Annotated in this window: 22 protein-coding genes; 16 read left to right on the top strand and 6 right to left on the bottom strand. The window is 68.4% G+C overall.

Going from position 1 to position 24,451, the window contains the following annotated elements; genetic code table 11:
• Nucleotides 1–56: 56 nt before the first annotated feature.
• The 6 genes from ABB25_RS05100 to ABB25_RS05075 are packed head-to-tail and all read left to right on the top strand — an operon-like array spanning nt 57 to nt 8,188.
• The gene (locus ABB25_RS05100; protein ID WP_160319409.1) at nt 57–1,430 is read left to right on the top strand and encodes an MmgE/PrpD family protein; all 1,374 of its coding nucleotides are present in this window, start codon (nt 57–59) and stop codon (nt 1,428–1,430) included.
• Nucleotides 1,421–2,812: an MmgE/PrpD family protein gene (locus ABB25_RS05095; protein WP_057664598.1), complete on the top strand. Its 1,392-nt coding sequence runs from the start codon at nt 1,421–1,423 to the stop codon at nt 2,810–2,812. Before ABB25_RS05100 ends, ABB25_RS05095 begins: the two co-directional genes overlap by 10 nt.
• Entirely contained in the window at nt 2,809–4,206 is a 1,398-nt protein-coding gene (locus tag ABB25_RS05090) for a phenylacetate--CoA ligase family protein (RefSeq protein ID WP_057664596.1), read from the top strand. The genes ABB25_RS05095 and ABB25_RS05090 overlap by 4 nt, the downstream gene beginning before the upstream one ends.
• A 9-nt stretch (nt 4,207–4,215) precedes the next feature.
• A complete protein-coding gene (locus ABB25_RS05085; RefSeq protein ID WP_057664594.1) occupies nt 4,216–5,610 on the top strand; it encodes an amidase in 1,395 nt (464 codons plus the stop codon).
• Complete coding sequence (locus ABB25_RS05080; protein ID WP_057664646.1) at nt 5,607–6,845, top strand: CaiB/BaiF CoA transferase family protein; 1,239 nt, start codon at nt 5,607–5,609, stop codon at nt 6,843–6,845. The genes ABB25_RS05085 and ABB25_RS05080 overlap by 4 nt, the downstream gene beginning before the upstream one ends.
• Before the next feature lie 26 nt (nt 6,846–6,871).
• Nucleotides 6,872–8,188, top strand: a complete 1,317-nt coding sequence (locus ABB25_RS05075) for an MFS transporter (protein WP_083488118.1) — start codon at nt 6,872–6,874, stop codon at nt 8,186–8,188.
• A gap of 18 nt (nt 8,189–8,206) precedes the next feature.
• Here ABB25_RS05075 and ABB25_RS05070 read toward each other — a convergent pair whose 3' ends face one another.
• On the bottom strand, nt 8,207–8,686 hold the full coding sequence (locus ABB25_RS05070) for a tRNA (cytidine(34)-2'-O)-methyltransferase (protein ID WP_057664590.1): 480 nt from the start codon (nt 8,684–8,686) through the stop codon (nt 8,207–8,209).
• 31 nt (nt 8,687–8,717) lie between these two features.
• Nucleotides 8,718–9,047 carry a hypothetical protein gene (locus ABB25_RS05065; protein ID WP_152981024.1) on the bottom strand — a complete coding sequence of 110 codons (330 nt, stop codon included), beginning with the start codon at nt 9,045–9,047 and terminating at the stop codon, nt 8,718–8,720.
• 300 nt (nt 9,048–9,347) lie between these two features.
• Here ABB25_RS05065 and ABB25_RS05060 point away from each other — a divergent pair, with 300 nt between their 5' ends.
• The 3 genes from ABB25_RS05060 (at nt 9,348) to ABB25_RS05050 (ending at nt 13,837) form a co-directional block, all read left to right on the top strand.
• Nucleotides 9,348–12,215 (top strand): M16 family metallopeptidase, encoded by a 2,868-nt coding sequence (locus tag ABB25_RS05060; protein WP_057664587.1) that lies wholly within the window; start codon nt 9,348–9,350, stop codon nt 12,213–12,215.
• A gap of 182 nt (nt 12,216–12,397) precedes the next feature.
• Nucleotides 12,398–12,715 carry a DUF4156 domain-containing protein gene (locus tag ABB25_RS05055; protein WP_057664584.1) on the top strand — a complete coding sequence of 106 codons (318 nt, stop codon included), beginning with the start codon at nt 12,398–12,400 and terminating at the stop codon, nt 12,713–12,715.
• 105 nt (nt 12,716–12,820) lie between these two features.
• Complete coding sequence (locus ABB25_RS05050) at nt 12,821–13,837, top strand: 3-oxoacyl-ACP synthase III (RefSeq protein ID WP_057664582.1); 1,017 nt, start codon at nt 12,821–12,823, stop codon at nt 13,835–13,837.
• Between the two features lie 203 nt (nt 13,838–14,040).
• Here the strand turns inward: ABB25_RS05050 and ABB25_RS05045 are convergent, their stop codons facing one another.
• Entirely contained in the window at nt 14,041–14,631 is a 591-nt protein-coding gene (locus ABB25_RS05045; RefSeq protein ID WP_057664644.1) for a uracil-DNA glycosylase family protein, read from the bottom strand.
• Nucleotides 14,632–14,987: 356 nt separating this feature from the next.
• Here ABB25_RS05045 and ABB25_RS05040 point away from each other — a divergent pair, with 356 nt between their 5' ends.
• Entirely contained in the window at nt 14,988–15,818 is an 831-nt protein-coding gene (locus ABB25_RS05040; RefSeq protein ID WP_244477755.1) for an alpha/beta fold hydrolase, read from the top strand.
• 253 nt (nt 15,819–16,071) lie between these two features.
• Here ABB25_RS05040 and ABB25_RS05035 read toward each other — a convergent pair whose 3' ends face one another.
• Nucleotides 16,072–16,509, bottom strand: coding sequence for a YkgJ family cysteine cluster protein (locus ABB25_RS05035; RefSeq protein ID WP_057664578.1), 438 nt, complete (start codon nt 16,507–16,509; stop codon nt 16,072–16,074).
• Nucleotides 16,510–16,603: 94 nt separating this feature from the next.
• Between ABB25_RS05035 and oleC the strand changes: the two genes are divergently transcribed.
• The 3 genes from oleC to ABB25_RS14220 all read left to right on the top strand — a co-directional run bounded on the left by oleC (nt 16,604) and on the right by ABB25_RS14220 (nt 19,482).
• The gene (oleC, locus tag ABB25_RS05030; protein ID WP_057664576.1) at nt 16,604–18,259 is read left to right on the top strand and encodes an olefin beta-lactone synthetase; all 1,656 of its coding nucleotides are present in this window, start codon (nt 16,604–16,606) and stop codon (nt 18,257–18,259) included.
• Nucleotides 18,256–19,257, top strand: coding sequence for a 2-alkyl-3-oxoalkanoate reductase (oleD, locus tag ABB25_RS05025; protein ID WP_057664574.1), 1,002 nt, complete (start codon nt 18,256–18,258; stop codon nt 19,255–19,257). Before oleC ends, oleD begins: the two co-directional genes overlap by 4 nt.
• Before the next feature lie 69 nt (nt 19,258–19,326).
• Complete coding sequence (locus tag ABB25_RS14220) at nt 19,327–19,482, top strand: DUF1328 domain-containing protein (RefSeq protein ID WP_083488117.1); 156 nt, start codon at nt 19,327–19,329, stop codon at nt 19,480–19,482.
• A 105-nt stretch (nt 19,483–19,587) separates the two neighbouring features.
• On the opposite strand, the gene ddlA is transcribed toward ABB25_RS14220, so the two are convergent.
• Nucleotides 19,588–20,682, bottom strand: coding sequence for a D-alanine--D-alanine ligase (gene ddlA / locus ABB25_RS05020; RefSeq protein WP_057664572.1), 1,095 nt, complete (start codon nt 20,680–20,682; stop codon nt 19,588–19,590).
• A 149-nt stretch (nt 20,683–20,831) separates the two neighbouring features.
• Between ddlA and ABB25_RS05015 the strand changes: the two genes are divergently transcribed.
• The 3 genes from ABB25_RS05015 to ABB25_RS05005 are packed head-to-tail and all read left to right on the top strand — an operon-like array spanning nt 20,832 to nt 23,847.
• Nucleotides 20,832–21,479 carry a ubiquinone biosynthesis accessory factor UbiJ gene (locus ABB25_RS05015; RefSeq protein ID WP_057664570.1) on the top strand — a complete coding sequence of 216 codons (648 nt, stop codon included), beginning with the start codon at nt 20,832–20,834 and terminating at the stop codon, nt 21,477–21,479.
• Nucleotides 21,476–23,101 (top strand): ubiquinone biosynthesis regulatory protein kinase UbiB, encoded by a 1,626-nt coding sequence (gene ubiB / locus ABB25_RS05010; RefSeq protein WP_057664569.1) that lies wholly within the window; start codon nt 21,476–21,478, stop codon nt 23,099–23,101. Before ABB25_RS05015 ends, ubiB begins: the two co-directional genes overlap by 4 nt.
• Nucleotides 23,098–23,847: a pseudouridine synthase gene (locus ABB25_RS05005; protein ID WP_057664567.1), complete on the top strand. Its 750-nt coding sequence runs from the start codon at nt 23,098–23,100 to the stop codon at nt 23,845–23,847. Before ubiB ends, ABB25_RS05005 begins: the two co-directional genes overlap by 4 nt.
• Nucleotides 23,848–23,869: 22 nt before the next feature.
• On the opposite strand, the gene ABB25_RS05000 is transcribed toward ABB25_RS05005, so the two are convergent.
• Nucleotides 23,870–24,418 carry a DUF2059 domain-containing protein gene (locus ABB25_RS05000; protein WP_083488116.1) on the bottom strand — a complete coding sequence of 183 codons (549 nt, stop codon included), beginning with the start codon at nt 24,416–24,418 and terminating at the stop codon, nt 23,870–23,872.
• Between the last annotated feature and the right edge of the window lie 33 nt (nt 24,419–24,451).

The following is a 24,451-nucleotide window of genomic DNA, read 5'->3' as shown; positions in this document are numbered from 1 at the left end:
CCTGCGCGGCATCCGCACGCCGCGTCCTGTTCCACTTGTCGATGCAGGAATCCTTGATGACCGTGGCCGCTTCCTCCCTTGTCCAGCAACTGGCACTGCTGCTGCAGCGTCCGGTCGACATGCCGGCGCGTCAGCGCGCGGCAGCGCTGCTGGTGGACTGGCTGGGCTGCGCGCTTGGCGGCCTGCGCAGTCCGCTGGCTGCGCAGCTGCAGACGCTGCTGGCGGCCGGGGCCAGCGCGCCGGGACCCTGCACGGCAGTGAGCGTTGGCGCGCGGACGATCCACGATGCGCTGCTGCTCAATGCCGCGCTGGGCAATGTGCTGGAAATGGACGATGTCCACCGCACGGCAATCCTGCATCCCGGTCCGGTGGTGATCCCGGTGGCGCTGGCCGCTTGCCAGCAGGCCGGCGGCAACGGCCATGACCTGCTCGATGCGATCGTGCGCGGCTACGAGGCCACCATCCGCATCGGCCGCGCGCTGGGTACCTCGCATTACCGCTACTGGCACCCGACCTCGACCGCCGGCGCATTTGGCGCCGCCGCGGCGGCCGCCTCGGTGCTCGGCCTGGACGCCGGGCAGACCGCCGATGCGCTGGGCACGGCCGGCAGCCGCACCGGCGGCCTGTGGCAGATGCGTCATGAGGACGTGCCGACCAAGTCGCTGCACAACGCCCAGGCCGCACAGAGCGGCTGGCAGGCCGCGTGGCTGGCCAGCGCCGGCGTGCGCGGGCCGCTGCGCATCCTGGAGGGCGAGCAGGGCCTGTTTGCCGCCACCGCGCCGCAGGCCGATGCCGCGGCGGTGACTGCGCCGGAGGCCGACTGGCTGATCCATGCCACCAGCCTCAAGCCATGGCCGGCCTGCCGGCATGCGCACCCGGCCATCGATGCGCTGCGTGATGCGCTGGCCACGCGCGTGGCCGATGACGGGGTGGCGATCGCATCCATCCACGTGGCCACCTATGCCGAGGCGCTGCGTTTCTGCGACCGGCCCGAGCCGGTGACCGCGCTGCAGGCCAAGTTCTCGCTGCAGCATGCGCTGGCGGCGATCTGCGTGCGTGGCACCCCGCAGCTGGCCGATTACACCGAGGCTGCCTGCCACGATGCGGCCATTGCCGCCTTCCGCCAGCGCGTGGTGGTGGCCGAGGACGCCGGCTGCAGTGCCCGTTTTCCGCAGCATTACGGTGCCAGCGTGCAGTTGCAGCTGGCCGATGGCCGGGTGCTGTCTGCCAGCCGCATCGATGCCTGGGGCGACCCGGAGCAGCCGATGGCCACTGCCGACATCGATGCCAAGGCGCTGGCACTGGCCGGGTGGGGTGGGGTAGCGGACGAGCTGGCCGATGCGCTGATCGTCCAGGTGCGCGCGCTCACCGAAGGCGGCACCCTGGATGCCCTGAACGAACTGCTGCTGCGAGTGTCCCCATGTCGCTGACCGATGCCCTGCTGCGCCATGCGCAGACGCTGCGTTTTGACGATCTCGGCCCGGAGGCGGTGGCCGCAACGCGGGTGTTCCTGATGGATTCGCTGGCCGTGGGCATTTCCGGCTCCGGCCCACAGGTGCCGTTGACAGCAGCCATCCGCGCCAGTGCCGCCAGCTATGGCAGCGGTGCCAGTGCCCGCGCGTGGGTCACCGGTGAGCCACTGCCGGCCCCCAGTGCGGCAATGGTCAACGGCTGGCAGATCCACAGCCAGGAATTTGATTGCGTGCACATGCCGGCGGTGGTGCACCCGATGGCGGTGATTGCCTCGGCGCTGATCGCGGCCGCCGAGCACAAGGCCAACGTTGACCAGGCGCCCGTCGATGGCCGTGCCTTGATCACCGCGCTCAACGTGGCGGTGGATGTGGCCACCCTGCTGGGCATCAGCGGCCGTGCGCCGATGCGCTTCTTCCGTCCGGCCATGTGCGGCGCACTCGGCGCCACCGCCGGCATTGCCCACCTGCATGGCGCCGACGCCGTGCTGATGCGCAATGCGCTCGGCCTGACCTACAGCCACCTGTCCGGCACCATGCAGGCGCATGTGGAAGGCTCACCGACCCTGGCCCTGCAGATTGCACTGAATTCGCGCGCAGCCCTGAGCTGCTGGGAGCTGGCCCGTCACCGGTTCCCGGCCCCGCAGAACATGCTTGAAGGCCCGTTCGGCTACCTGCCGCTGATCGAGGGCCAGTTCGATACCGGCCCGGCGCTGGCCAGGCTGGCGGCGGGCGAGTCGCAGATGCTCAGCGTCAGCCACAAGGTCTTCCCCACCGGTGGGGCGGCGCATGCCGCGCAGGACATGCTGATGGAGCTGCGCGCCGCGCACGGCCTGAGCCTGGACAACGTGGCGCGGATCGAATTGCTGGCGCCGCCGCTGGTGCACCGCCTGGTCGGTCGTCCGTACGTAGCCGACATGCAGACCAGTTATGCGCGCCTGTGCCTGCCGTTCCTGCTTGGCACGGTGCTGCTGGACGGCAAGGTCGGGCTGTCGGCATATGCGCCGGAAAAACTGGCCGACCCGCGCCTGGCTGCCTTCGCCCCGCACCTGCAGCTGCTGCCCAATGACTGCAATGACCCCAACGCGCTGGTGCCGCAGTCGCTGCGCGTGACCCTGCACGACGGCAGCGTGCTGCACAGCCATCGCGACGCGGCGATTGGTTCACCGCAACGTCCGCTCAGCCGTGACCAGCAGCTGGAGAAATTCCATCACTGCCTGGATCACGCCGCGCGTCCGTTCCAGGCGCAACACCGATCCACCCTTATCTCCCACATCGATCATCTGGAAGACATCGCCGATGTCCGCCAGCTGGTTGACCTGCTGATTGTCGAGGCACCATGAGCTACGCCACCTATTTCGAATCGTTTGATGTCAACAAGCTGCTGGAGCAGTTTCCGCTGGACCAGGCCTTCACCGACAAGTTCAAGGCCATCAGCCGCGAGCAACTGCGCGCCGAGCAGAACGAGAAGTTCCTGCGCTGCGTCGCGCGTGCCTGGCAGATCCCGTTCTACCAGCGCCTGTGGGGCAATGCCGGGATCAAGCCGGAAGACATCCGCAGCCTGGATGACATCACCAAGCTGCCGGTGTTCGGCAAGCACGAAATCATGGCCTCGGTCGAAGCGAATCCGCCGCTGGGCGATTTCCACGGCTGGCAGGACGGTACCGAGGCCGGCAACAAGCCGCTGGTGTTCCATACCACTTCCGGCACCACCGGCCGGCCGCAGCCGCTGGTGTTTTCGCCGCACTCGCGCGAGGTGCAGTCGCTGCTGCTGGCGCGCCTGTACCGCTGGCAGGGGATGAAGCCGGGCGACGTGGTCCACTCGGTCTACGGCCACGGCATGATCAACGGCGGCCACTATGTGCGCGAGGCGATCACCCATTACACCCAGGCCCTGTTCTGCTCGGCCGGCACCGGCATCGAGATGCGCTCGGCGCAGCAGGTGCAGCTGATGAAGAACATGGGCACCAACGTCATCGTTGGTTTTGCCGATTACATCAAGAAGCTGGCCGACGTGGCCCGCGAGCAGGGCCTGGAACCGGGCAAGGACATCCCGGTGCGGATGATCTGTGGCCACCTGGGGCGTGAATCGCGCGAGTCGCTGTCGGCGGCCTGGGGCGGGGTGGAGCTGTATGACTGGTACGGCGTCGGTGACACCGGTGCGATTGCCGGCCAGGGCCCGGACCAGGATGGCCTGTACCTGATGGAAGATGCCCAGTACGTGGAAATCCTCGGCGTCGACGATGGCCAGATCGTGGCCGATGGCGAGGTCGGCGACATGGTGGTGACCTGCCTGTACAAGGACGACATCTACCCGATCATCCGCTTCAACACCCATGACGTGACCCGCGTGCTGACCACCCCGTCCTCGCTGGGCATGAACCTGCGCCGGATCGAGGGCTTCCTCGGCCGCAGCGACAACATGGTCAAGATCCGCGGCATCAATGTGTTCCCGCAGGCGATGGCGCCGATCCTGGAAGAGCACGCCGCGTTTGCCGGTGAGTTCATCTGCATGGCCAGCCGCGATGCCACCGGCCGCGACGAGCTGGCGGTGCATGTGGAGACCCATGCCGCGCTGGACGATGAGGCGGTCAATGCCGCGTTCTGCGCGCTGCTGCGTCAGCGACTGGGCGTGGAGATGGGCGTGGTGCTGTGCGCGCCGGGCTCGCTGGCACCGCTGACCGGGATCGAGGTGCGGCAGAAGCCGGTGCGCCTGATCGACAAGCGCTTTGCCTGAGGACACACCGTGAGCCATGCCGATGCCGGGCTGCTGGCCCGTGACCTGACCGATCAGCGGGCCCTGCTCGCCGACCGGCAGGTTTCCAGTGTGGAACTGGCCACCCAGACCCTGGCCGCGGTGGCGGCCAGTGCCGGGGCGGTCAATGCCTACCTCAGCGTTGATGCCGATGCGGTGCTGGCCGCCGCGGCGGCCAGCGATGCACGCATTGCCGAAGGCCGGGCACGGCCACTGGAAGGCGTGCCGGTGGCGGTCAAGGACAACATCGACGTGGCCGGCATGGTGACCACCGCCGGCATGGGCACGCGCCGGCATGCCGCGCCGGCGGCGGCCGACAACCCGGCGGTGGCTGCCTTGCGTGCGGCCGGCGCGGTGATTGTCGGCAAGCTCAACATGCACGAAGCGGCGATGGGCGCCGACAACGCCAACCCGTTCTATGGCGATTGCCACAACCCGCACCGCCACGGTTACACCCCGGGTGGTTCGTCCGGTGGCAGCGGTGCGGCCGTGGCCGCCGGCCTGTGTGCGGCGGCACTGGGTACCGACACCATGGGCTCGGTGCGCATTCCAGCCGCCTACTGCGGTGTGGTCGGCCTGAAACCGAGCTGGGGGGCGATCAGCACCCGCGGCACGGTGCCGCTGTGCCGCCGGCTGGACCACATCGGCCCGCTGGCCCGTTCTGCCCGTGACCTGCCGCTGCTGCTGCAGACCCTGGCCGGGTTTGACCCGGACTGCGCGCAGTCGCGGCCGATCCATTTCCTGCCTGCCCAGGCCGGTGGGCTGCGCCTGGGCGTGGTCGATTTCGGCGCTGCCGCCGAGGTCGATGCCGATGTGCAGGCGGCTTTTGAAGAGGGCCTGCGCGTGCTCGCCGGCCTGGGGCACCAGCGCGTGGCACTGCCGGGGCCGGCGTTCACTTCCGGCCAGGCCCGCCGCGCCGGCCTGCTGATGTGCGAAGCGGAAATGCTGATCGAGCATGCCGACGCCTGGGCCGGTGACCGTTCGCTGTTCTCACCGCTGCTGGTCAAGCTGATGGGCTGGGCCGAGGGCAAGACGGCGGCCGACCTGGCCGCGGCCTCCTTGCTGGCCGACCGTGCCCAGGTACAGCTGCAGCAGTGGCTGGCCGCCTGCGATGTGCTGGTCATGCCGACTGCGCCGCAGCGCGCCTTCGCCCATGGCACCCCGGTGCCGGCCAGCCAGGCCGACCTCACCGCCTACGCCAACATGGCCGGCAACCCGGCCCTGTCGCTGCCGCTGCCGGTGGGCGCGGGCGAACTGCCGATCGGCCTGCAGCTGGTCGGCCGCATTGGCGGGGAATACACCCTGATCACGCTGGCGCAGGCCTTCCAGCAGGCGGTCGGGCATGTGCCGGCGTTGCCGGCGGCAGTACAGGAGTGGTGGCCATGATCCAGCCGTTGGATGGTGTGCGCGTACTGGACCTGTCACGCATCCTGGCCGGCCCCTGGGCCACCCAGGTGCTGGCCGATTTCGGCGCCGACGTGATCAAGGTGGAAAAGCCCGGTGCCGGCGATGACACCCGCAGCTGGGGCCCGCCCTTCCTGGCCGATGCCCAGGGCAGGCCGACCAGCGAATCGGCGTATTACCTGTGCGCCAACCGCGGCAAGCGCTCGATCGCCATCGACATGGCCACCGCCGAGGGCCAGCGCCTGCTGCGCGAGCTGGTGGTCCACTGCGATGTGCTGGTGGAGAACTACAAGGTCGGCGGGCTGAAGAAGTACGGCCTGGACTGGGACAGCCTCAAGCTCATCAACCCGAAGCTGGTCTACTGCTCGATCACCGGCTACGGCCAGACCGGCCCGTATGCCCAGCGCGCCGGCTATGACGCGGCGATCCAGGCCATCGGCGGGCTGATGAGCGTGACCGGCGAGCCCGATGGCGCACCCGGTGGTGGCCCGCAGAAGGTGGGCGTGGCTGCCACCGACCTGCTGACCGGCATGTACGCGGTGGCCGGCATCCTGGCCGCACTGCGCCATGCCGAGCGTACCGGGCAAGGCCAGCAGATCGACCTGGCCCTGCTCGATACCCAGGTCGCCTGGCTGGCCAACCAGGCATCGAACTACCTGGTCGGCGGGGTGGTGCCGGGCCGCCAGGGCACCGCGCACCCGAACATCGTGCCCTACCAGGTGATGCCGGCGGCCGATGGCTATTTCATGCTGGCGGTGGGCAATGACGGCCAGTTCGCCCGCTTCTGCGAAGTGATCGGCCGTCCCGAGCTGGCCAGCGATCCACGCTATGCCACCAATGCCGCCCGTGTGGCCGCGCGCGCCGAGCTGGTGCCGCTGCTGCAGGACATCCTGCGTACCCGGCCGGCGGCCGAATGGCTGGCCGCGCTGGAAGCGGCGGTGGTGCCGGCCAACCCGGTCAACCGCATCGACCAGGTGTTTGACGATGCCCAGGTGCAGGCGCGTGGCCTGCGTATCGAATTGCCGCATGCCAGTGGCCGCGAGGTGCCGATGGTGCGCAACCCGCTGTGCTTTTCGGCCACCCCGGTGCAGTACCGCGCCGCCGGCCCGGTGCTGGGGCAGCACACCGAACAGGTGCTGGAGCAGGTGCTGGGCATCGACGCCGACGCCTGTGCCGCGCTGGCAGACCAGGGCGTCCTCGGTACTGCAGGCAAGTAACACCACACCCAGACAGGAAATTTGAGATGTCCGCCACCGCTCCGGTTGATCCTTCGTCCACGTCCTCGGCGCGGGCGATTGCCGCTGCCGTGGCCGGCACCGTGTTCGAGTGGTTCGATTTCTTCCTCTACGGCTCGCTGGCGGTGGTGCTGGGCCGGCACTTCTTCCCCAGCCATGACGGCACCGCCGGCCTGCTCGCCGCGCTGGCGGTGTTCGGCGCCGGCTGGGTGGTGCGCCCGCTGGGCGCGCTGGTCTTCGGGCGGATGGGCGACCGCATCGGCCGCCGCCAGACCTTCCTGGTCACCATCGTGCTGATGGGCCTGTCCACGGTGGCGATCGGCCTGCTGCCGACCCACGCGCAGATCGGCCTGGCCGCGCCGGTGCTGCTGGTGATCCTGCGCCTGCTGCAGGGGCTGGCGGTGGGCGGTGAATTCGGCGGTGCGGCGACCTATGTCGCCGAATACTCGCGCCCGGCGCGGCGTGGCCTGAACACCTCGCTGGTGATGGCCACAGGCACCCTCGGCCTGCTGCTGGCACTGGCCACCATCACCCTGTGCCGGCAGTGGCTGGGCGCGGACGATTTCCAGGCCTGGGGCTGGCGGCTGCCGTTTTTGGCCTCGTTCGGGCTGCTCGCGCTGTCGGTCTACATGCGCCTGCACCTGGCCGAATCACCGGCGTTCGAGCAGCTGCAGCGCGAGGGCCGGGTGGCGCGCTCGCCGCTGCGCGAGGTGTTCGGCAGCGCGCAGCACCGGCGCACCATGCTGCTGGCGCTGGTCACCCTGACCGCCGCCCAGGGCGTGGTCTGGAACGCCGGCCAGTACTACCCGCTGGTGTTCCTGCAGGCCCAGGCCGGGCTGGATGTCGGCCAGGCCGGGGCGCGGATGATGCTGGCCCTGCTGCTGGCCGCGCCGCTGTTCCCGCTGGCCGGCTGGTTGTCCGACCGCATCGGACGGCGCCCGGTGATCATTGCCGGCTTCCTGCTGGCCGGCCTTGGCCTGCTGCCGGTATTTGCCGGCCTGCTCGCCAGCACGGTGGCCGGCGGTGGCTGGCTGGCCCAGCTGGGCTGGCTTTGGCTGCTGTCGCTGCCGGTGGCACTGGTCTGCGGCCCGGCCTCGGCCTACCTGGTCGAGCTGTTCCCGACCCATATCCGCTACAGCGCGATCGGCCTGCCGTATCACCTGGGCAACGGCTGGTTCGGCGGCTTCATGCCGCTGGCCACCGCCGCGGTCAGTGCGCATTACGCCAGCCCGCTGGCGGGACTGGTCTATCCGACCGTGCTGGCCCTGGCCTGCGGCCTGGCCGCGCTGCGCTGGATGCCGGAAACCCGCGGCCGCGCGCTGTAGGCGCGGCGCCCGGGGCGGTTACTGGCCGCCGGCAAAACCGTGCTGGCGCCAGGCCTCGAACACGGTCACGGCCACGGCATTGGACAGGTTCAGGCTGCGGTTGCCCGGGCACATCGGCAGGCGCAGGCGGTGTTCGCCGGCAATGCGCTCGAACACGGCGGCCGGCAGCCCGCGTGATTCCGGGCCGAACAGGAAGGCATCGCCATCGGCATAGGCGACCTGGTCATAGCGCTGCTCGGCGCGGGTGCTGAAGGCGAACAGGCGGCGCGGGGTGATTGCCTCCAGCGCTGCGTCCAGATGTTCATGCACCTGCAGTTCGGCGTACTCGTGGTAATCCAGCCCGGCCCGGCGCAGGTGCTTGTCGCTCAGTTCAAAGCCCAGTGGCTTGATCAGGTGCAGGCGGGCGCCGGTATTGGCGCACAAGCGGATGATGTTGCCGGTGTTGGGCGGGATTTCCGGCTCGAACAGGATGACGTGAAACTGCGGAGGCGTAGACATGCACACAGTCTACGCCCCCGCCTGGGCAGGATCAGCGCTGGAGTGCAGATGGCAGCACCTCATACGGCAGACGGATCATCGCGCGCGAGGGCAGCGACGGCAGCGTCGGCAAGTCGATCCAACGCTCCAGGTTGACCGGCACCAGGCCGGCGGCCTGCAGCAGGGTCAACGCATCCGGGCGGACTTCCACCGCGGCCAGGTCCACGACCTTGCGTGCCAGCAGTTCCAGTTGCTGTTCGGCATCGGGGCGGACCTGCACCGTGGCCAGGGTAGGGATGTCGTCGCTGATGGGTTGTGCCATCGCCGGTAAACCGGCGGCGCTGGCCAGCAGCACAGCGGCAAGCAACAGACGGGGTTTCATGATCGTTCTCCAGTGATTTATCGGGTTGGTGTTGTATCAATGTAGTACACCGATACGCCAGTTGCAACATGCGCTTGATAAGACTGCGCATAATTTGTAGTAGCACCCTGCGTGCCAACTTCAAGTAGCTGTTTAAAAAGGGGTTTTTCAATGGATGGAGTGACCGCTGGGCGGACACTGTCCGTCACGGACGTCCACCTGGCGGCCGGGGCGTGGCCCTGGCCCATGACTGTCGGCGGGTATGCGCGGCCGGGCCCAGGCACTACCATCGGCGGTTATTCACGTGCCAAGGAACATGGAATGACCGCTACCCGTCCACGATTTGCCCTGCTTGCCTCCGCGATGGCCCTGGCCCTGGGCGGCAGCCTGTGCCTGCTGCCCGAGCAGGCACAGGCGCGTACCCCTGACCGTGCCGCCGCTGCGGCCAGCGTCGGGGTCGACATCGCCTACGAACAGTTCACCCTGCCCAACGGCCTGCGCGTGGTGGTGCACACCGACCGCAAGGCGCCGGTGGTGGCGGTCAACATCTGGTACCACGTCGGCAGCAAGGACGAACCGGCCGGCCGTTCCGGCTTTGCCCACCTGTTTGAACACCTGATGTTCAACGGCAGCGAGAACTACCCCAACGAGTTCTTCGAGCCGTTCAAGCAGGTCGGTGCCACCAACCAGAACGGCACCACCAACACCGACCGCACCAACTACTTCCAGAACGTGCCGACCACCGCGCTGGACATGGCGCTGTGGATGGAGTCCGACCGCATGGGCCACCTGCTCGGCGCGATCGACCAGAAGGTGCTCGACGAGCAGCGCGGCGTGGTCCAGAACGAGAAGCGCCAGGGCGAGAACCAGCCCTATGGCCAGGTCTGGGACCGCCTGAACCGTGCCCTGTACCCGGTCGGCCACCCGTACCACCACAGCGTGATCGGCTCGATGAACGACCTCAACGCCGCCTCGCTGGAGGACGTGCACCAGTGGTTCCGTGCCTGGTACGGCCCGAACAACGCCGTGCTGGTGCTGGCCGGTGACATCGACCTGGCCACGGCCAAGGAAAAGGCCACCCGCTATTTCGGCCATATCCCGGCCGGCCCGACCATGGCCCAGCCGAAGGTGGACGTGGCCAAGCGCAGTGCCGATACCCGCGAGGAGCTGACCGACCAGGTGCCGCAGGCCCGCATCTACCGTGCCTGGAACGTGGCCCAGACCGGCACCGTCGATGTCGACCAGCTGCAGGTGCTGGCGCGGGTGCTGGGCGGGGCCAAGTCCTCGCGCCTGGACAAGCGCCTGGTGCACGAGGACAAGCTGGTGGACAACGTCAGCGCCGGGGTGTTCACCTCGCAGCTGGGCTCCAACTTCATCGTGATGGCCACGGTCAAGCAGGGCGTGGACCCGGCGCGGGTGGAGGCGATCATCGATGAGGAAATCGAACGCCTGATCCATGCCGGTGCCAGCAGCGACGAGATCCACCTGGCCAAGACCGCCTTCCGTGCCGGCTTCGTGCGCGGCATCGAGCGTATCGGTGGTTTCGGTGGCAAGGCCGATGCACTGGCCGAGTGCACCGTGTTCGAGGGCGATCCGGGCTGCTTCCGGCAGTCGCTGGCCAATATCCAGGCCACCACCGCGGCCGACCTGACCGCCGTCGGCCGCAAGTGGCTGGATGTCGGCAGCCATACCCTGGTGGTGGTGCCCGGCCCGCGCGTGGTGCTGGAGGAAGAGCCGGCGCAGACCCCGGCCGCGCTGGCGCTGCCGGCGCCCGATCCGCGCTACACCACCACGCCCAGCACGGTGGACCGCAGTGCCGGGGTGCCGCGCACCGAAAGCTTCCCGGAACTGAAGTTCCCCACCGCCCAGCATGCGACCCTGTCCAACGGCACCCGCGTGGTGCTGGCGCAGCGGCATGAAATCCCGGTGGTGCAGTTCAACTACCAGTTCCCCGGTGGCTTCTCGGCCGATAGCGCCGACCGCCAGGGCCTGGCCAGCTTCACCGCCGGCCTGCTCAGCGAAGGTGCCGGCAGCCGCGATGCGCTGGCCTTCGGTGATGCGCTGGATGCGCTGGGTGCCCGTGCCGGCGCCAGTGCCTCGCTGGATACGCTGTCGGTAAGCCTGTCGGCGCTGCGCGAGAACCTGGCGCCGTCGCTGGCCCTGTATGCCGACATGCTGCGCGCCCCGCGCTTTGAACCCAAGGAAATCGAGCGCGTGCGTGCCAGCTGGATTGCCGGCATCAAGCAGGAGCGGGCGCGCCCGGATGCGGTGGCCATGCGCGTGCTGCCGTCGCTGCTGTACGGTGCCGGCCATCCGTATGCCGCGCCGTTTACCGGCTCCGGCAACGAGCAGGCGATCAGCGCGCTGAGCCGTGATGAACTGGTGGCCTTCCACCAGCGCTGGATCCGCCCGGAACACGGCACCCTGCTGGTGGCCGGCGACATCACCATGGAGCAGCTGCTGCCGGCACTGGAAACCGCACTGGCTGGCTGGAAGGGCGAAGGCGAGCTGCCGCAGCGGGCGGTCAGCACCGCCGTGACCCGGCCGCAGGCCACCACCGTCTACCTGATCGACCAGCCCGGTGCGGTCCAGGCCAACCTGTTCGCCGCGCAGCTGGTGCCGCCGAGCAATGATCCCGGCGCGTTGCCGCTGGATATCGCCAATGGCGTGCTCGGTGGCGATTTCACCTCGCGTCTGAACATGAACCTGCGCGAGGACAAGCACTGGTCCTACGGCGTGCGCGCCTCAATCAGCGGCGCGCTGGGCGCACGGCCGTGGATCGTTGCCGCGCCGGTGCAGATCGACAAGACCGCCGAGGCGATCGCCGAGCTGCAACGGGAGATCAGCGAGTTCGCCAGCGGCAAGCGCCCGCCGAGCGAGGCCGAGGTGGCGCGGATCCGTGCGATCCAGACCCTGAGCCTGCCCGGTGCCTATGAAACCGCCAGCGCGGTGCTGTCCACCCTGAGCAGCAATGCGCTGTACGGGCGTGCCGATGACTATGTGTTCACCCGCAAGGCGGCGATCGAGGCAATGACCCCGGCGCAGGTGGCCGAAGCGGCCAAGGGCATCAACCCCGATGCCCTGGTCTGGGTGGTGGTCGGTGACCTGAAGCAGATCGAGGCACCGGTGCGCGCGCTGAACCTGGGCACCGTGCAGGTCATCGACGGTGAGAGCAAGCCGCTCAAGTAAGGCCTGGCGGCAGGCAAGCACACGGGGCGGGCGCGCAAGCACCGCCCCGTTTCATTTGTCCGCCGCCGTTTTCCCGCGCCCGACGATGCATCTGAACGCCGGGGCGGGTACATTGATCCGCCGGCCGCCCTCGGGCGGGTAACGCCGGCACACTGTCCCCTGTTTGCTGATAGGAAATCCCCATGCGCCTGTTGTTTGCCGGCCTGCTGTTGGCCACCACCACTGCCTGCACCTGGGTGCCGATTGAAGCGGCCGGCAAGGCCGTCCGGGTGTTGCCAGCCGGCGCCGCACCGGCCAACTGCACCGCGCGCGGTGAAATCGTGGTCACCGTGAAGAACAAGGTCGGCTTCTACGAGCGCAATGCACTGCGTGTCCAGGAAGAACTGGAGACCCTGGCGCGCAACGAGGCCTACAGCGTCCAGGCCAATACGGTGCAGCCGCAGGGGGCGCCGAAGGATGGCGAGCAGCGCTTTGCCGCCTGGCAGTGCGCCAGCCGCTGACAAACCGGAACATGGCATCCCGCCACCGCTCCCTACGGCAGGGTGCGGTGTGGCGGGCCAGCCGCTAGAATAGTCCCCCCTTCGCCTGACTCTCGGCGCACCCTGATGCTTTTTGAGAATGTCTCCATCGCGGGACTGGCGCATGTCGATGCGCCGCACACGCTGACGTCGCTGGAAATCAACGAACGTCTGAAGCCGACGTTTGAGCGTCTGCGTATCCGTGCTGACATGCTCGGAGACATCGCCGGCGTGCATGCGCGCCGTTTGTGGGATCCGGGCACCCAGGCCTCCGATGCTGCCGGCGTCGCCGCGCGCAAGGTGCTGGAGCAGACCGGTGTGCGCGCCGACCAGCTGGGCATGGTGATCAACACCTCCGTCAGCCGCGATTACCTGGAGCCGTCCACCGCCTCGATCGTCTCCGGCAAGCTCGGCGTTGGTGATGCCTGCATCACCTTCGACATCGCCAATGCCTGCCTGGCCTTCGTCAATGGTATGGACATGGCCGCGCGCCTGATCGAAGTGGGCGATGTGCGCTACGCGCTGGTGGTGGATGCGGAAACCTCCAACCTGGTCTATGAAAAGACCATCGAGCGCCTGAGCCGTCCGGACATCACCGCCGAAGAGGTCAAGAACGAGCTGGCCGCGCTGACCACCGGTTCCGGTGCCGCCGCGATGCTGCTGTGCCACCGCTCGCTGGCCCCGGAAGCCCCGCGCTACCGCGGCGCGGTAACCCGTTCGGCCAACCAGTGGAGCCACCTGTGCCTGGGCAACCTGGACCGGATGGTCACCGACACCCGGCTGCTGCTGATCGAGGGCATCCGCCTGGCCGAAAAGACCTTCAAGGCCGCCAGCGAGACCTTCGGCTGGAAGGTGGATGACCTGGCCCAGTTCGTGATCCACCAGGTCAGCCAGCCGCACACCAAGGCCTTCATCAAGACCCTGGGCATCGAGCCGACCAAGGTAATGACCATTTTCGGCGAATTCGGCAACATCGGCCCAGCATCGGTGCCGATCGTGCTGAGCAAGCTCAACGAGCTGGGGCGCCTGAAGAAGGGCGACCGGATCGGCCTGATGGGCATCGGCTCGGGCCTGAACTGCTCGATGGCCGAAGTGGTCTGGTAAGCGGACCACAAGGCATTGCACTCCAGGGGCCGGTTGATCCGGCCCTTGTGCTGTCTGCGGCCGTCATGCGCAGGAAAACAGGTTTTCCATCGGCGTCGGCAAAGACGTGGATGAATTTCCCGCCAATCCATGCAGGTGGCAGGCGTTGCAGCCATGACGGCGGATGGAACTGCTGCCTTTCCGTCCGTTTGTACGTACGAGGATCAATCCGCCAGCGCTTGCGCCACGCGCTGGCGCAGCACCGGCAGCAGTTCGGCCTCGAACCACGGGTTGCGTGCCAGCCACAGGCGGTTGCGCGGGCTGGGGTGGGGCAGTGGCAGCACGCCGTGTTGCAGGTGCTCGCGCCAGGCCTGCACGGTTTCGGTCAGGGTGCGCCCGCGGCGGGCGCCGAGCAGGCCGGCCTGGGCGTACTGGCCGATGGCCAGGCGCAGCTGTATCTGGGTCAGCCGTGGCAGCAGCTGTGGGTGCCAGGTCGGCGCGCATTCCGGGCGCGGCGGCAGGTCGCCGCTGCGGCCGCTGCCGGGGTAGCAGAAGCCCATCGGCACAATCGCCACCCGCTGCGGGTCGTAGAAGGTCGTGCTGTCGATGCCCAGCCACTGGCGCAGGCGCTGCCCGCTGGCATCGTCGAACGGGATGCCGCTGGCATGCACGCGCCGCCCCGGTGCCTGGCCGACGATCAGCAGCCGGGCCCCGGGGCCGGCCTGCAGTACCGGGCGGCAGCCCAGCGGCAGTGCGGCCTGGCACAGGCAGCAGGCGCGGATACGTTGCAGCAGGGTGGCAAAGGATTGGCTCATGTCCGCAGGTTCGATTGTTTGCAGGCCGGGCGTGGGTGGGAAGCAGGTGCCGCAGGCCGTGGCCAGGTGCCACGGCGGGCCGGCAAGCATGCCAGCCCGGCCGGGAATGCCGCGTATGGGGATGCTCGGTGCGGTACGCGAGTCGTGGCCGTTCGGGCCGGTAGCAGCCAGGGCAAGCCCGCCCCGGGCTGGCGGGGTGGGGCTGGCAGCGGGCTGGAAAGCACGGCCCGCTGCCCTGTGCAGCGCCGTGGGCGATTACAATGCGCGCCTGCTCTTGTTCCTGCGTGATCGCCTTGTCCCGTTATCCCGGCTACCCCGACCAGACCGCCCGTTTCCAAGTCCGCCCGGGCGTATGGATGAACTACATCGACGCCGGCCCGCGCGAGGGCGAGGTCATCGTGATGCTGCACGGCAACCCGTCCTGGAGCTACCTGTGGCGGCACCTGGTCAACGGCCTTAGCGATAGGTACCGCTGCATCGTGCCCGACCACATCGGCATGGGCCTGTCGGACAAGCCGGATGACAGCGTGTATGACTACACCCTGCAGTCGCGCGTGGATGACCTGGGCGCGCTGCTGGCGCACCTGGGCATCGATGGGCCGATCACCCTGGCCGTGCACGACTGGGGCGGCATGATCGGTTTTGGCTGGGCGCTGTCCCACCAGCAGCAGGTCAAGCGTCTGGTGATCACCAACACCGCCGCCTTCCCGATGCCGGCCGACAAGGCCATGCCTTGGCAGATTGCGATGGGCCGCCACTGGAAGATCGGCGAATGGTTCATCCGCAGCTTCAATGCGTTCTCCTCCGGTGCCTCGTGGCTGGGTGTGTCGCGCAGGATGCCGGCCGATGTACGCCGCGCCTACGTGGCCCCGTACAACAACTGGGACAACCGCATCTCCACCATCCGCTTCATGCAGGACATCCCGCTGGGGCCGGAGGATCGCGGCTGGTCGCTGCTGACCCGCGCCGGCCAGGCGCTGCCCTCCTATGCCGACCGTCCGGCGTTCATCGCCTGGGGCCTGCGCGACATCTGCTTTGATTACCCGTTCCTGCGTACCTTCAAGCAGGCCCTGCCGAACGCGCAGGTGATGGCCTTCGAAGACGCCAACCACTACGTGCTGGAAGACAAGCACGAGGTGATCGTCCCGGCGGTGCGCCAGTTCCTGGCCGACAACCCGATCGGCTGAGCCGGCTGTCGATGCCCGATGCAACAACGCCGCCCGATGGGTGGCGTTGTCGTTTGCGCGCCATCGCACGCAGAGGGCGCGCTCCTGCAAAAGCGATGCCCGCCCGGCTGCAGGAGCGGCCCTGGGTCGCGATTGGTCTATCCCGCGCAAGCACGCTGCCACAGGGGCAGGGCGGTGATCTGGTGTTTGTGGGAGCGGCCTTGGCCGCGATGCTTTCGCGAGCAAGCACGCTCCCAGATTGCAGGTGCGGCAATCAGGCCGCGATCGGCGGGCTCGGTGGGCTGGACGGGTTGTTGTCGCTGCCGTTGTCGTCCGGGTTGCCGTCGCCGTCGTTGCTGGCGGTAAACCACGGCCAGTCGGCCGGGGTCAGCTCGGGCAGGCCGTGCAGGGCCCGGGCCTTGGCGCACTGTGCGCTGTACTTGCCGTGTTCCCAGGAGGCATCGACCTCACGGCAGACGCTGGGCCGGTTGGGGTGGATGGTGCAGCGGGAGTACTTGCCGATCTCGCAATCCAGCGCCACGCAGCGCACCGGTGCCGAATGGGTGCCGCGCATGCACAGCCGGTGCGGATCCAGCGGCTGGGTCAGTGCCTGCGGTACGCCGCCTTCGGTGAATTCGTCCGATTCCATCCAGTGGAAGGCAACACGGTACTGGGCGCAGCAGGCGCCGCAGGTCAGGCAGGGGTGTTCCATGGGATATCCCATGCGCCGGTAGTGGGGAGAGGCGGATTTTCCGGTGTGCGGCCGGGGGGGCGCAAGAAATTTCTGCAGCGGCGACAATAGCCCGATGGAGATGACCTGCAATATCGCCGCCCGCCTGCCGGAGCTGGCACGTGAACGCCCCGACCAGATTGCCATCCGCTGCCCGGGCCGCCCCGGCCCCGGCGGCATGGCGCGCTATGACGTGCAGCTCAGCTATGCCCAGCTCGATGCGCGCTCGGACGCCATCGCCGCCGGGCTGGTGGCCAGCGGCATCGGCCGTGGCGTGCGTACCGTGGTCATGGTCCGGCCGAGCCCGGAATTCTTCCTGCTGATGTTCGCGCTGTTCAAGCTTGGCGCGGTGCCGGTGCTGGTGGACCCAGGCATCGACAAGCGCGCACTGAAGCAGTGCCTGGACGAGGCGCAGCCGCAGGCCTTCATCGGCATCCCGCTGGCGCATGTGGCGCGCAAGCTGCTGCGCTGGGCGGCCAGTGCGCGCACGCTGGTCACGGTGGGTCCGCGGCTGGGGTGGGGTGGCACCACGCTGGCGGCGGTCGAGGCGGCCGGACAGGGTGCCGGCCCGCAGCTGGCCGCCACCGCTGGCGAGGAGGTGGCCGCGATCCTGTTCACCTCCGGCTCGACCGGGGTGCCCAAGGGCGTGGTCTACCGCCACCGGCATTTCATCGGCCAGATCGAACTGCTGCGCAATGCCTTCGGCGAGGTGGCCGGTGGCGTGGATCTGCCGACCTTCCCGCCGTTTGCGCTGTTCGATCCGGCGCTGGGAATGACCAGCATCATTCCGGACATGGACCCGACCCGGCCGGCCAAGGCCGACCCGCGCCGGCTGCACGATGCGATCAAGCGCTTCGGCGTGGACCAGCTGTTCGGCTCGCCGGCGGTGATGAAGGTGCTGGTCGATCATGGCCAGCCGCTGCCCGGGGTGAAGCGGGCAATGAGTGCCGGCGCGCCGGTGCCGCCGGACACCGTGGCGCGGGTACGCGCACTGCTGCCGCCAGAGGCCGATTTCTGGACGCCCTACGGCGCCACCGAGTGCCTGCCGGTGGCGGTGGTGGAAGGACGCACGCTTGAGGAAACCCGCGCGGCCACGGAAGGCGGGGCCGGCACCTGCGTCGGCGATGTGGTTGCGCCGAACCTGGTGCGCATCATTGCCATCACCGATGCACCGCTGGCCGACTGGTCGGCGGTGCAGGAGCTGGCGCCCGGGCAGATCGGCGAGATCACCGTGGCCGGGCCGACGGCCACCGATGCCTATTTCAACCGGCCGCAGGCCACCGCCGCGGCCAAGATCACCGAAACCCTGGCCGATGGCAGCACGCGCATCGTCCACCGCATGGGCGATGTCGGCTATTTCGATGCGCAGGGCCGGCTGTGGTTCTGCGGGCGCAAGACCCAGCGGGTGGAGACGGCCCAGGGGCCGCTGTACACCGAGAAGGTCGAGCCGGTGTTCAACACCGTGGCCGGCGTGCGCCGCACCGCCCTGGTCGGCATTGGCCCGGCCGGCGCCCAGCGCCCGGTGCTGTGCTACGAGCTGGAGCCAGGGGTGAAGGATTCGCCGGCCATCCTTGCCGCCTTGCGTACGGTAGCGGGGGCACATCCGCCGCTGGCCGGTATTGCCGATTTCCTGTGCCACCGCGCCTTCCCGGTGGATATCCGTCACAACGCCAAGATCGGCCGCGAGAAACTCGCGGTCTGGGCTGCGGCCCGGCTGGAGCAGTCACGATGAAAATACTGGTAACCGGCGGTGGCGGCTTTCTGGGCCAGGCGCTGTGTCGCGGGCTGGTCGAACGTGGCCACCATGTCCTGAGTTTCAACCGTGGCCAGTACCCGGCGCTGGCCGCGCTGGGCGTGGGCCAGATCCAGGGCGACCTGGCCGATGCCAATGCGGTCAACCATGCGCTGGCCGGGGTCGATGCGGTGTTCCACAACGCCGCCAAGGCCGGCGCCTGGGGCAGCTATGACAGTTACTTCCAGGCCAATGTGGTGGGCACGCGCAACGTGATTGCCGCCTGCCAGGCCCATGGCGTGGGCCGGTTGATCTACACCTCCACACCCAGCGTCACCCACCGTGCCACCCATCCGGTGGAAGGCCTGGGCGCGGACGAAGTGCCGTACGGCGAGGATTTCCAGGCCCCGTACGCGGCGACCAAGACCATTGCCGAGCAGGCCGTGCTGGCGGCCAACTCGCCGGCGTTGGCCACGGTGGCGCTGCGTCCGCGCCTGATCTGGGGCCCGGGCGATGCGCAGCTGGTGCCGCGGCTGGCGCAGCGCGCCCGCCAGGGCCGCCTGCGCATCGTCGGCGATGGCCGCAACAAGGTGGACACCACCTACATCGACAACGCCGCCCAGGCCCATTTTGATGCCTTCGCCCACCTGGCGCCGGGCGCGGCCTGTGCCGGCAAGGCCTACTTCATCTCCAACGGCGAGCCGCTGGAAATGGAAGTGCTGCTCAACAAGCTGCTGGCCGCGGTGGGAGCGCCGGCAGTGCACAAGCACCTGGATTTCAAGGCCGCCTACCGGATCGGTGCGGTGTGCGAGAAGGCCTGGCCGTGGCTTCGCCTGCCCGGCGAGCCGCCGTTGACCCGCTTCCTGGCCGAGCAGCTGTGCACCCCGCACTGGTACTCGATGGAGCCGGCGCGGCGTGATTTCGGCTATGTGCCGCAGGTCAGCATCGCCGAAGGCCTGCGCCGGCTGGCTGCGGCCAATGCAAACGCCGGGCCGTGAAAACTCACTGTTTGACGACCAGCGCAACCGGATAATCGATCCCACTCTCCACCAACAGTAGAGGTGTCGATGCTTCATTACGCCGTGGTGTTTTTCGTCATCGCCATCATTGCCGCGATCCTGGGTTTTTCCGGCATCGCCGGTGCAGCAGGCAACATCGCCTGGATCCTGTTCGTCATCTTCCTGATCCTGGGTGTGGTTTCCCTGCTGCGCAAGAAAACCTGATGGCCCAGCCAAAGGAAAACGCCGCGCAGGATGATTCCCGCGCGGCGTTTTTTTGTGCGATTACCCTGTAGGAGCGACCCTTGGTCGCGACAGGACCAACCGCGGTTACATGCTCAGGCGCAGGGCCTTCCAGGCGGCATGGCGGGCCAGGGCCAGGTCGATCAGCTGGCTGATCAGGTCCGTGTAGCCGATGCCCGATGCGCCCCACATCTTGGGGTACATGCTGATGGCGGTGAAGCCGGGCAGGGTGTTGATCTCGTTGATGACGATCTGGCCGTCTTCGGTCAGGAACACGTCCACGCGCGACAGGCCGGCACATTCCAGCGCCTTGTAGGCGGCAATGGCCACGTCTGCGATGCGGGCATGGGTGTCATCGCCGATCTGTGCCGGGATCACGATATCCGCGCCGCTGGCGCTCAGGTACTTGGTGTCGTAGGCGTAGAACTCGTCATTGAGCACGATTTCACCGCACAGGCTGGCGCGCGGTTCGTCGTTGCCCAGCACCGCACATTCCACTTCGCGGCCGACGATGGCCGATTCGACCAGCACCTTGCGGTCAAAGGACAGCGCCAGTGCCATGGCCGCATCGAACTGGGCGCGGTCGCGCACCTTGCTCACGCCCACCGAGGAGCCCTGGTTGGCCGGCTTGACGAACAACGGCAGGCCCAGCTCGGCGACGATGGCATCGAAGTCGGCTGCCTTGGCGCTGGTGGCGTTGAAGCAGACGAACGGGGCGACGTTCAGGCCGGCATCACGCAGCAGGCGCTTGGCCACATCCTTGTCCATGCAGGCGGCCGAGCCGATCACATCCGAGCCGACGAAGGGCAGTTCCAGCAGGCGCAGCAGGCCCTGCAGGGCGCCGTCCTCGCCACCGGTGCCGTGGATGATCGGGAAGACCACATCGATGGCCGGTACGCTGCTGCCGTCGATGGCCTGCAGGCGGGCCGGGCCGCTGGCACCGGGCACCATGCTCAGCTGCGGGCCGCTGGTGACCAGGGCGATCGCATTGGGGTCATCGGCATTGGCCAGCCAGTTGGACGGATCGCACAGGAACCAGCGGCCGTCCTTGTCCACGCCGATCAGCACGGCTTCAAAGCGCTGGGTGTCCAGGGCCGCAACGATATTGCGCGCCGACTGCAGCGAGACCTCGTGTTCGGCCGACTTGCCGCCGAAAATGATGCCAACCCGGGTCTTGCCCATGCCTGTGTGCTCCTGCCGATGCGTGTGAGGTGCATAGCATGACGCGTTCTGCTGCTGCAGGGGAATGGCTGGTTCAACCCGGGCTCAGCCACCGCGCAGGCGGCAGGACAATAGCGCCGGGAGTGGAGCCAGCCCGGTAGAATGGGCCGATGAGTCCGTCCCCGTTCCCCTCGCTCAAACCCCTCGCCGGCCGTGCCCTGGCCACTGCACTGAACCGTGCCCTGGCGCTGGATCCTGATACCCGGCAAGCCCTGGCCGCCCTGGATGGGCGTTCGGTCAGCCTGCAGCTGGACAGCCCGGCGCTGGGCCTGCGCATTGGCGTGGACGGGCCGCAGCTCAGCGTTGGCCCGCTGGATGCGCAGCAGCCGGCCGACCTGGTGGTGCATGGCAGCCGCCTGGGAACCCTGCTGGGCCAGTTGCCGATGCTGGCCGCGCGCCGGCGTGCCGGTGGCGATGCTGGCCGGCTGATGGTCTCCGGTGATGCCGAACTGGCGCGGCGGTTGCAGCAGCTGGCGGCCGGCTTTGATCCGGACTGGCAGCAGCCGTTTGTCAGCGTGCTGGGCCCGGTGCTCGGCGTGCAGGTGGCGCGGATGCTGCACCAGGCCCTGCTCCACCTGCGCCAGGGCATGCAGGACCTGGCCGGCACTGCCGCTGAATTTGTCACCGAGGAATCGCGCGATGTGCTCGGGCGGTTTGAACTGGCGGCCTTCCACGATGACGTGGATGGGCTGCGCGATGATGTCGAGCGGCTGGCGGCCCGTGTGGCCCGCCTGCAGGCGGTCGGAGGTGGTCGATGAAGTCGATGTTGCGGGCGCGCCGGATCGGCACGGTGTTGCTGCGTTACGGCCTGGATGACCTGCTTGCCGATACCCCGGCCGCGCGCTGGCTCAAGCTGGCCCGCCCGTTCGTGCCGCGCGTCGCTGCCGGCATTGCCCAGCAGCCGCGCGGCGTGCGCCTGCGCCTGGCGCTGCAGGAACTGGGGCCGATCTTCGTCAAGTTCGGCCAGGTGCTGTCCACCCGTCGCGACCTGGTGCCGGCGGACATCGCTGCCGAGCTGGTGCTGCTGCAGGACCGGGTCAAGCCGTTTGCCGGCGAACAGGCGCGCGCGCTGGTGGAAAAGGCGCTTGGCCGCCCGGTGGAGGAGGCCTTCGAGGCCTTTGACATCACCCCGCTGGCCTCGGCCTCGATTGCCCAGGTGCATGCCGCGCGCCTGCCCGGTGGCCGCGAGGTCGTGGTCAAGGTGCTGCGTCCGGGCATCGACCGTCAGATCGAGCAGGACATCGCGCTGCTCAATGCGCTGGCCGGCGTGGTCGAGCGTACCCACCCGCGGGCGGAGAAGATCCGTCCGCGCGAGGTGGTGGCCGAAATCGAGGCCACCCTGGCCGCCGAACTGGACCTGCACCGCGAAGGCGCCAACGCCAGCGTGCTGCGCCGCAACTGGCTGGGCTCGCGCGAGCTGTACATCCCGGAAGTGGTCTGGGATTACAGCGGCGAGGGCGCGCTGACCCTGGAGCGTGTGCACGGCATTCCGGCCGATGACACCGCTGCGCTGGATGCGGCCGGGATCAACCGCCCGGCGCTGGCCGCCAACGTGGTGCGGCTGTTCTACACCCAGGTGTTCCGCGACAACTTCTTCCATGCCGATGCCCATGCCGGCAACATCTGGGTCGACAGCGACCCGGCGCGGCGCAGTGATCCGCGGATCATCGCGCTGGATTTCGGCATCGTCGGCCAGCTCTCGCCGCAGGACCAGTACTACCTGGCCGAGAATTTCATGGCGATCTTCCAGCGCGATTACCGCCGCATTGCCGAGCTGCACGTGCAGGCCGGCTGGATGCCGGCCACGGTGCGCATCGAAGAGCTGGAAGCGGCCGTGCGTGGGGTCTGCGAGCCGTATTTCACCCGGCCGCTGTCGCAGGTGTCGCTGGCCGAGGTGCTGGTCAAGCTGTTCCGTACCGCCCAGCGTTACCAGTTGACGCTGCAGCCGCAGTTGATCCTGCTGCAGAAGACCCTGCTCAATATCGAGGGCGTCAGCCGCACGCTGGACCCGCAGATCGACATCTGGAAAGAAGCCCAGCCGGTGCTGGAGAAGATCCTGCGCGAGCGCTACAGCCTGCGCCGGGTGTTCAAGGAGGCGCGCCGGCACCTGCCGGAGCTGGCCACCCAGGCGCCGGAAATGCCGCGGCTGCTGCACCAGTGGCTGCAGCAGCAGGTCGATGGCCAGCACCAGCTGTCGATGCGTTCGGCTGACCTGCAGGCGATCAATGCCAGCCTGCAACGCCTGCAGCAGCGGCTGATCTACGCGGTGATCGGGGTCGGACTGATGATTGCCGCAGTGCTGGCGCCCATCCCGCTGGGCCATTGGGGCCTGGGCGGCCTGGGGGCGCTGGCGCTGCTGCGTGCCTGGTGGCGTCGATGAGTGATGCCGAGGTGACCTTCCCGGCGCCGGCCGCCGAGCCGCCGCTGGAACTGCTGTACTGCGACGAGCGCCTGGCCGTGGTCAACAAGCCTTCGCGGCTGATGGTGCATGACAGCAAGCTGGCCCGCGGCGAGGACGATTTCCTGGCCGACCGCCTGCGTCAGCAGCTGGGCAAGCCGGTGTTCCTGGTCCACCGGCTGGACCGCGCCACCAGCGGCTGCCTGCTGCTGGCCTTTGACCGTGACACCGCCAGCTTTCTCGGCAAGCAGTTGATGGAAGGCCGGGTACGCAAGGATTACCTGGCCGTATGCCGCGGCTGGCCGGCCGAAAGTGCCTTCACCATCGACCATGAGCTGGATGGCGGCCCGGGCAAGCCGGTCAAGAAGCCGGCGATCACCCACTTCCAGCGCCTGCTGACCGGGGAGCTGGCGCTACCGGGCAGTGGCTTTGACACCTCGCGCTACGCGCTGCTGCGCTGCCAGCCGCAGACCGGGCGTTTCCGCCAGATCCGCCGTCACCTCAAGCACTGCTTCCACCACCTGATTGGCGACACCAGCCATGGTGATGGTCGCCACAACCGCAACTTCCGAATCAAGGGCGTGCACCGCATGCTGCTGCATGCCGAAGGGCTGGGCTTTGACCACCCCGATGGCCGCCGGCTGACGGTGCAGGCACCGCTGGATGACGAATTCAACAAGGCGCTGGCGTTGTTTGGCTGGCAGCTGCCGGACGCGGCGCAGGCCTGAGCCCGGCCGCGCCTGCCGCGGCTCAGGGCTGGGCCGGGATGATCGCTTCCAGCTCGCGCTGCAGCTGCTGCAGCTGGGGCGCCAGGTGGCGCTCGATCCCGGCCATCGTGCCGGCCATCAGTTCGGGGGTCTTGTCGAGCAGGCGCTGGCCGGCATCGGACTCGTAGAACTCGGCCATCGCCAGCACCTCTTCACGGCTGAAGTGTTGCTTGTACTGGGCCAGGTAGATCGGCCGCAGCTGTGCCCAGGCCATCTGCTGGTTGAGCACCTGCTCGGTGCGGGCCGACAGCGCCTGCACCTGCTGCCGCTGCTGCGGTGTCAACCCCGGGTGGGCCAGAACGCGCGAAAACTGCTGCTGCTGCGAGCTGTGCATCTGTGGCAGCACGCTGGACAGCATGGCCTGCGCCCGCGAGGCCGACAACAGCCGGTTGATCTCCGCATCCGAGGCCGGTGCGGCGCTGGCCAGTGGGCTGGCCAGCAACGTAGCCAGCAATACACGCCTGCATAAGGAATGAAGGGATAGGGTGGCACGCATGGGCAAACCGCAAGGAAGTGGACCTGGAGCGAGCATACCCGCTCATCCGGCGAGGCTGGTATTGGTGTG

Origin of the sequence: Stenotrophomonas koreensis (genome assembly GCF_001431525.1) — a bacterium.
Classification (GTDB): Bacteria; Pseudomonadota; Gammaproteobacteria; order Xanthomonadales; family Xanthomonadaceae; genus Stenotrophomonas; species Stenotrophomonas koreensis.
This window is presented reverse-complemented; position numbering and strand designations above follow the sequence as displayed.

Coding starts and splice junctions, on each gene's coding strand:
- ABB25_RS05005 (WP_057664567.1), top strand. CDS start 23,098: ATGAGTGATGCCGAGGTGACCTTCCCGGCGCCGGCCGCCGAGCCGCCG.
- ABB25_RS05035 (WP_057664578.1), bottom strand. CDS start 16,509: ATGGAACACCCCTGCCTGACCTGCGGCGCCTGCTGCGCCCAGTACCGT.
- ABB25_RS05015 (WP_057664570.1), top strand. CDS start 20,832: ATGAGTCCGTCCCCGTTCCCCTCGCTCAAACCCCTCGCCGGCCGTGCC.
- ABB25_RS05065 (WP_152981024.1), bottom strand. CDS start 9,047: ATGAAACCCCGTCTGTTGCTTGCCGCTGTGCTGCTGGCCAGCGCCGCC.
- ABB25_RS05040 (WP_244477755.1), top strand. CDS start 14,988: ATGAACTACATCGACGCCGGCCCGCGCGAGGGCGAGGTCATCGTGATG.
- ABB25_RS05050 (WP_057664582.1), top strand. CDS start 12,821: ATGCTTTTTGAGAATGTCTCCATCGCGGGACTGGCGCATGTCGATGCG.
- ABB25_RS05045 (WP_057664644.1), bottom strand. CDS start 14,631: ATGAGCCAATCCTTTGCCACCCTGCTGCAACGTATCCGCGCCTGCTGC.
- ABB25_RS05095 (WP_057664598.1), top strand. CDS start 1,421: ATGTCGCTGACCGATGCCCTGCTGCGCCATGCGCAGACGCTGCGTTTT.
- ABB25_RS05080 (WP_057664646.1), top strand. CDS start 5,607: ATGATCCAGCCGTTGGATGGTGTGCGCGTACTGGACCTGTCACGCATC.
- ABB25_RS05075 (WP_083488118.1), top strand. CDS start 6,872: ATGTCCGCCACCGCTCCGGTTGATCCTTCGTCCACGTCCTCGGCGCGG.
- ABB25_RS05060 (WP_057664587.1), top strand. CDS start 9,348: ATGACCGCTACCCGTCCACGATTTGCCCTGCTTGCCTCCGCGATGGCC.
- oleC (WP_057664576.1), top strand. CDS start 16,604: ATGGAGATGACCTGCAATATCGCCGCCCGCCTGCCGGAGCTGGCACGT.
- ABB25_RS05070 (WP_057664590.1), bottom strand. CDS start 8,686: ATGTCTACGCCTCCGCAGTTTCACGTCATCCTGTTCGAGCCGGAAATC.
- ABB25_RS05090 (WP_057664596.1), top strand. CDS start 2,809: ATGAGCTACGCCACCTATTTCGAATCGTTTGATGTCAACAAGCTGCTG.
- ABB25_RS14220 (WP_083488117.1), top strand. CDS start 19,327: ATGCTTCATTACGCCGTGGTGTTTTTCGTCATCGCCATCATTGCCGCG.
- ABB25_RS05000 (WP_083488116.1), bottom strand. CDS start 24,418: ATGCTCGCTCCAGGTCCACTTCCTTGCGGTTTGCCCATGCGTGCCACC.
- ubiB (WP_057664569.1), top strand. CDS start 21,476: ATGAAGTCGATGTTGCGGGCGCGCCGGATCGGCACGGTGTTGCTGCGT.
- ddlA (WP_057664572.1), bottom strand. CDS start 20,682: ATGGGCAAGACCCGGGTTGGCATCATTTTCGGCGGCAAGTCGGCCGAA.
- ABB25_RS05100 (WP_160319409.1), top strand. CDS start 57: ATGACCGTGGCCGCTTCCTCCCTTGTCCAGCAACTGGCACTGCTGCTG.
- oleD (WP_057664574.1), top strand. CDS start 18,256: ATGAAAATACTGGTAACCGGCGGTGGCGGCTTTCTGGGCCAGGCGCTG.
- ABB25_RS05055 (WP_057664584.1), top strand. CDS start 12,398: ATGCGCCTGTTGTTTGCCGGCCTGCTGTTGGCCACCACCACTGCCTGC.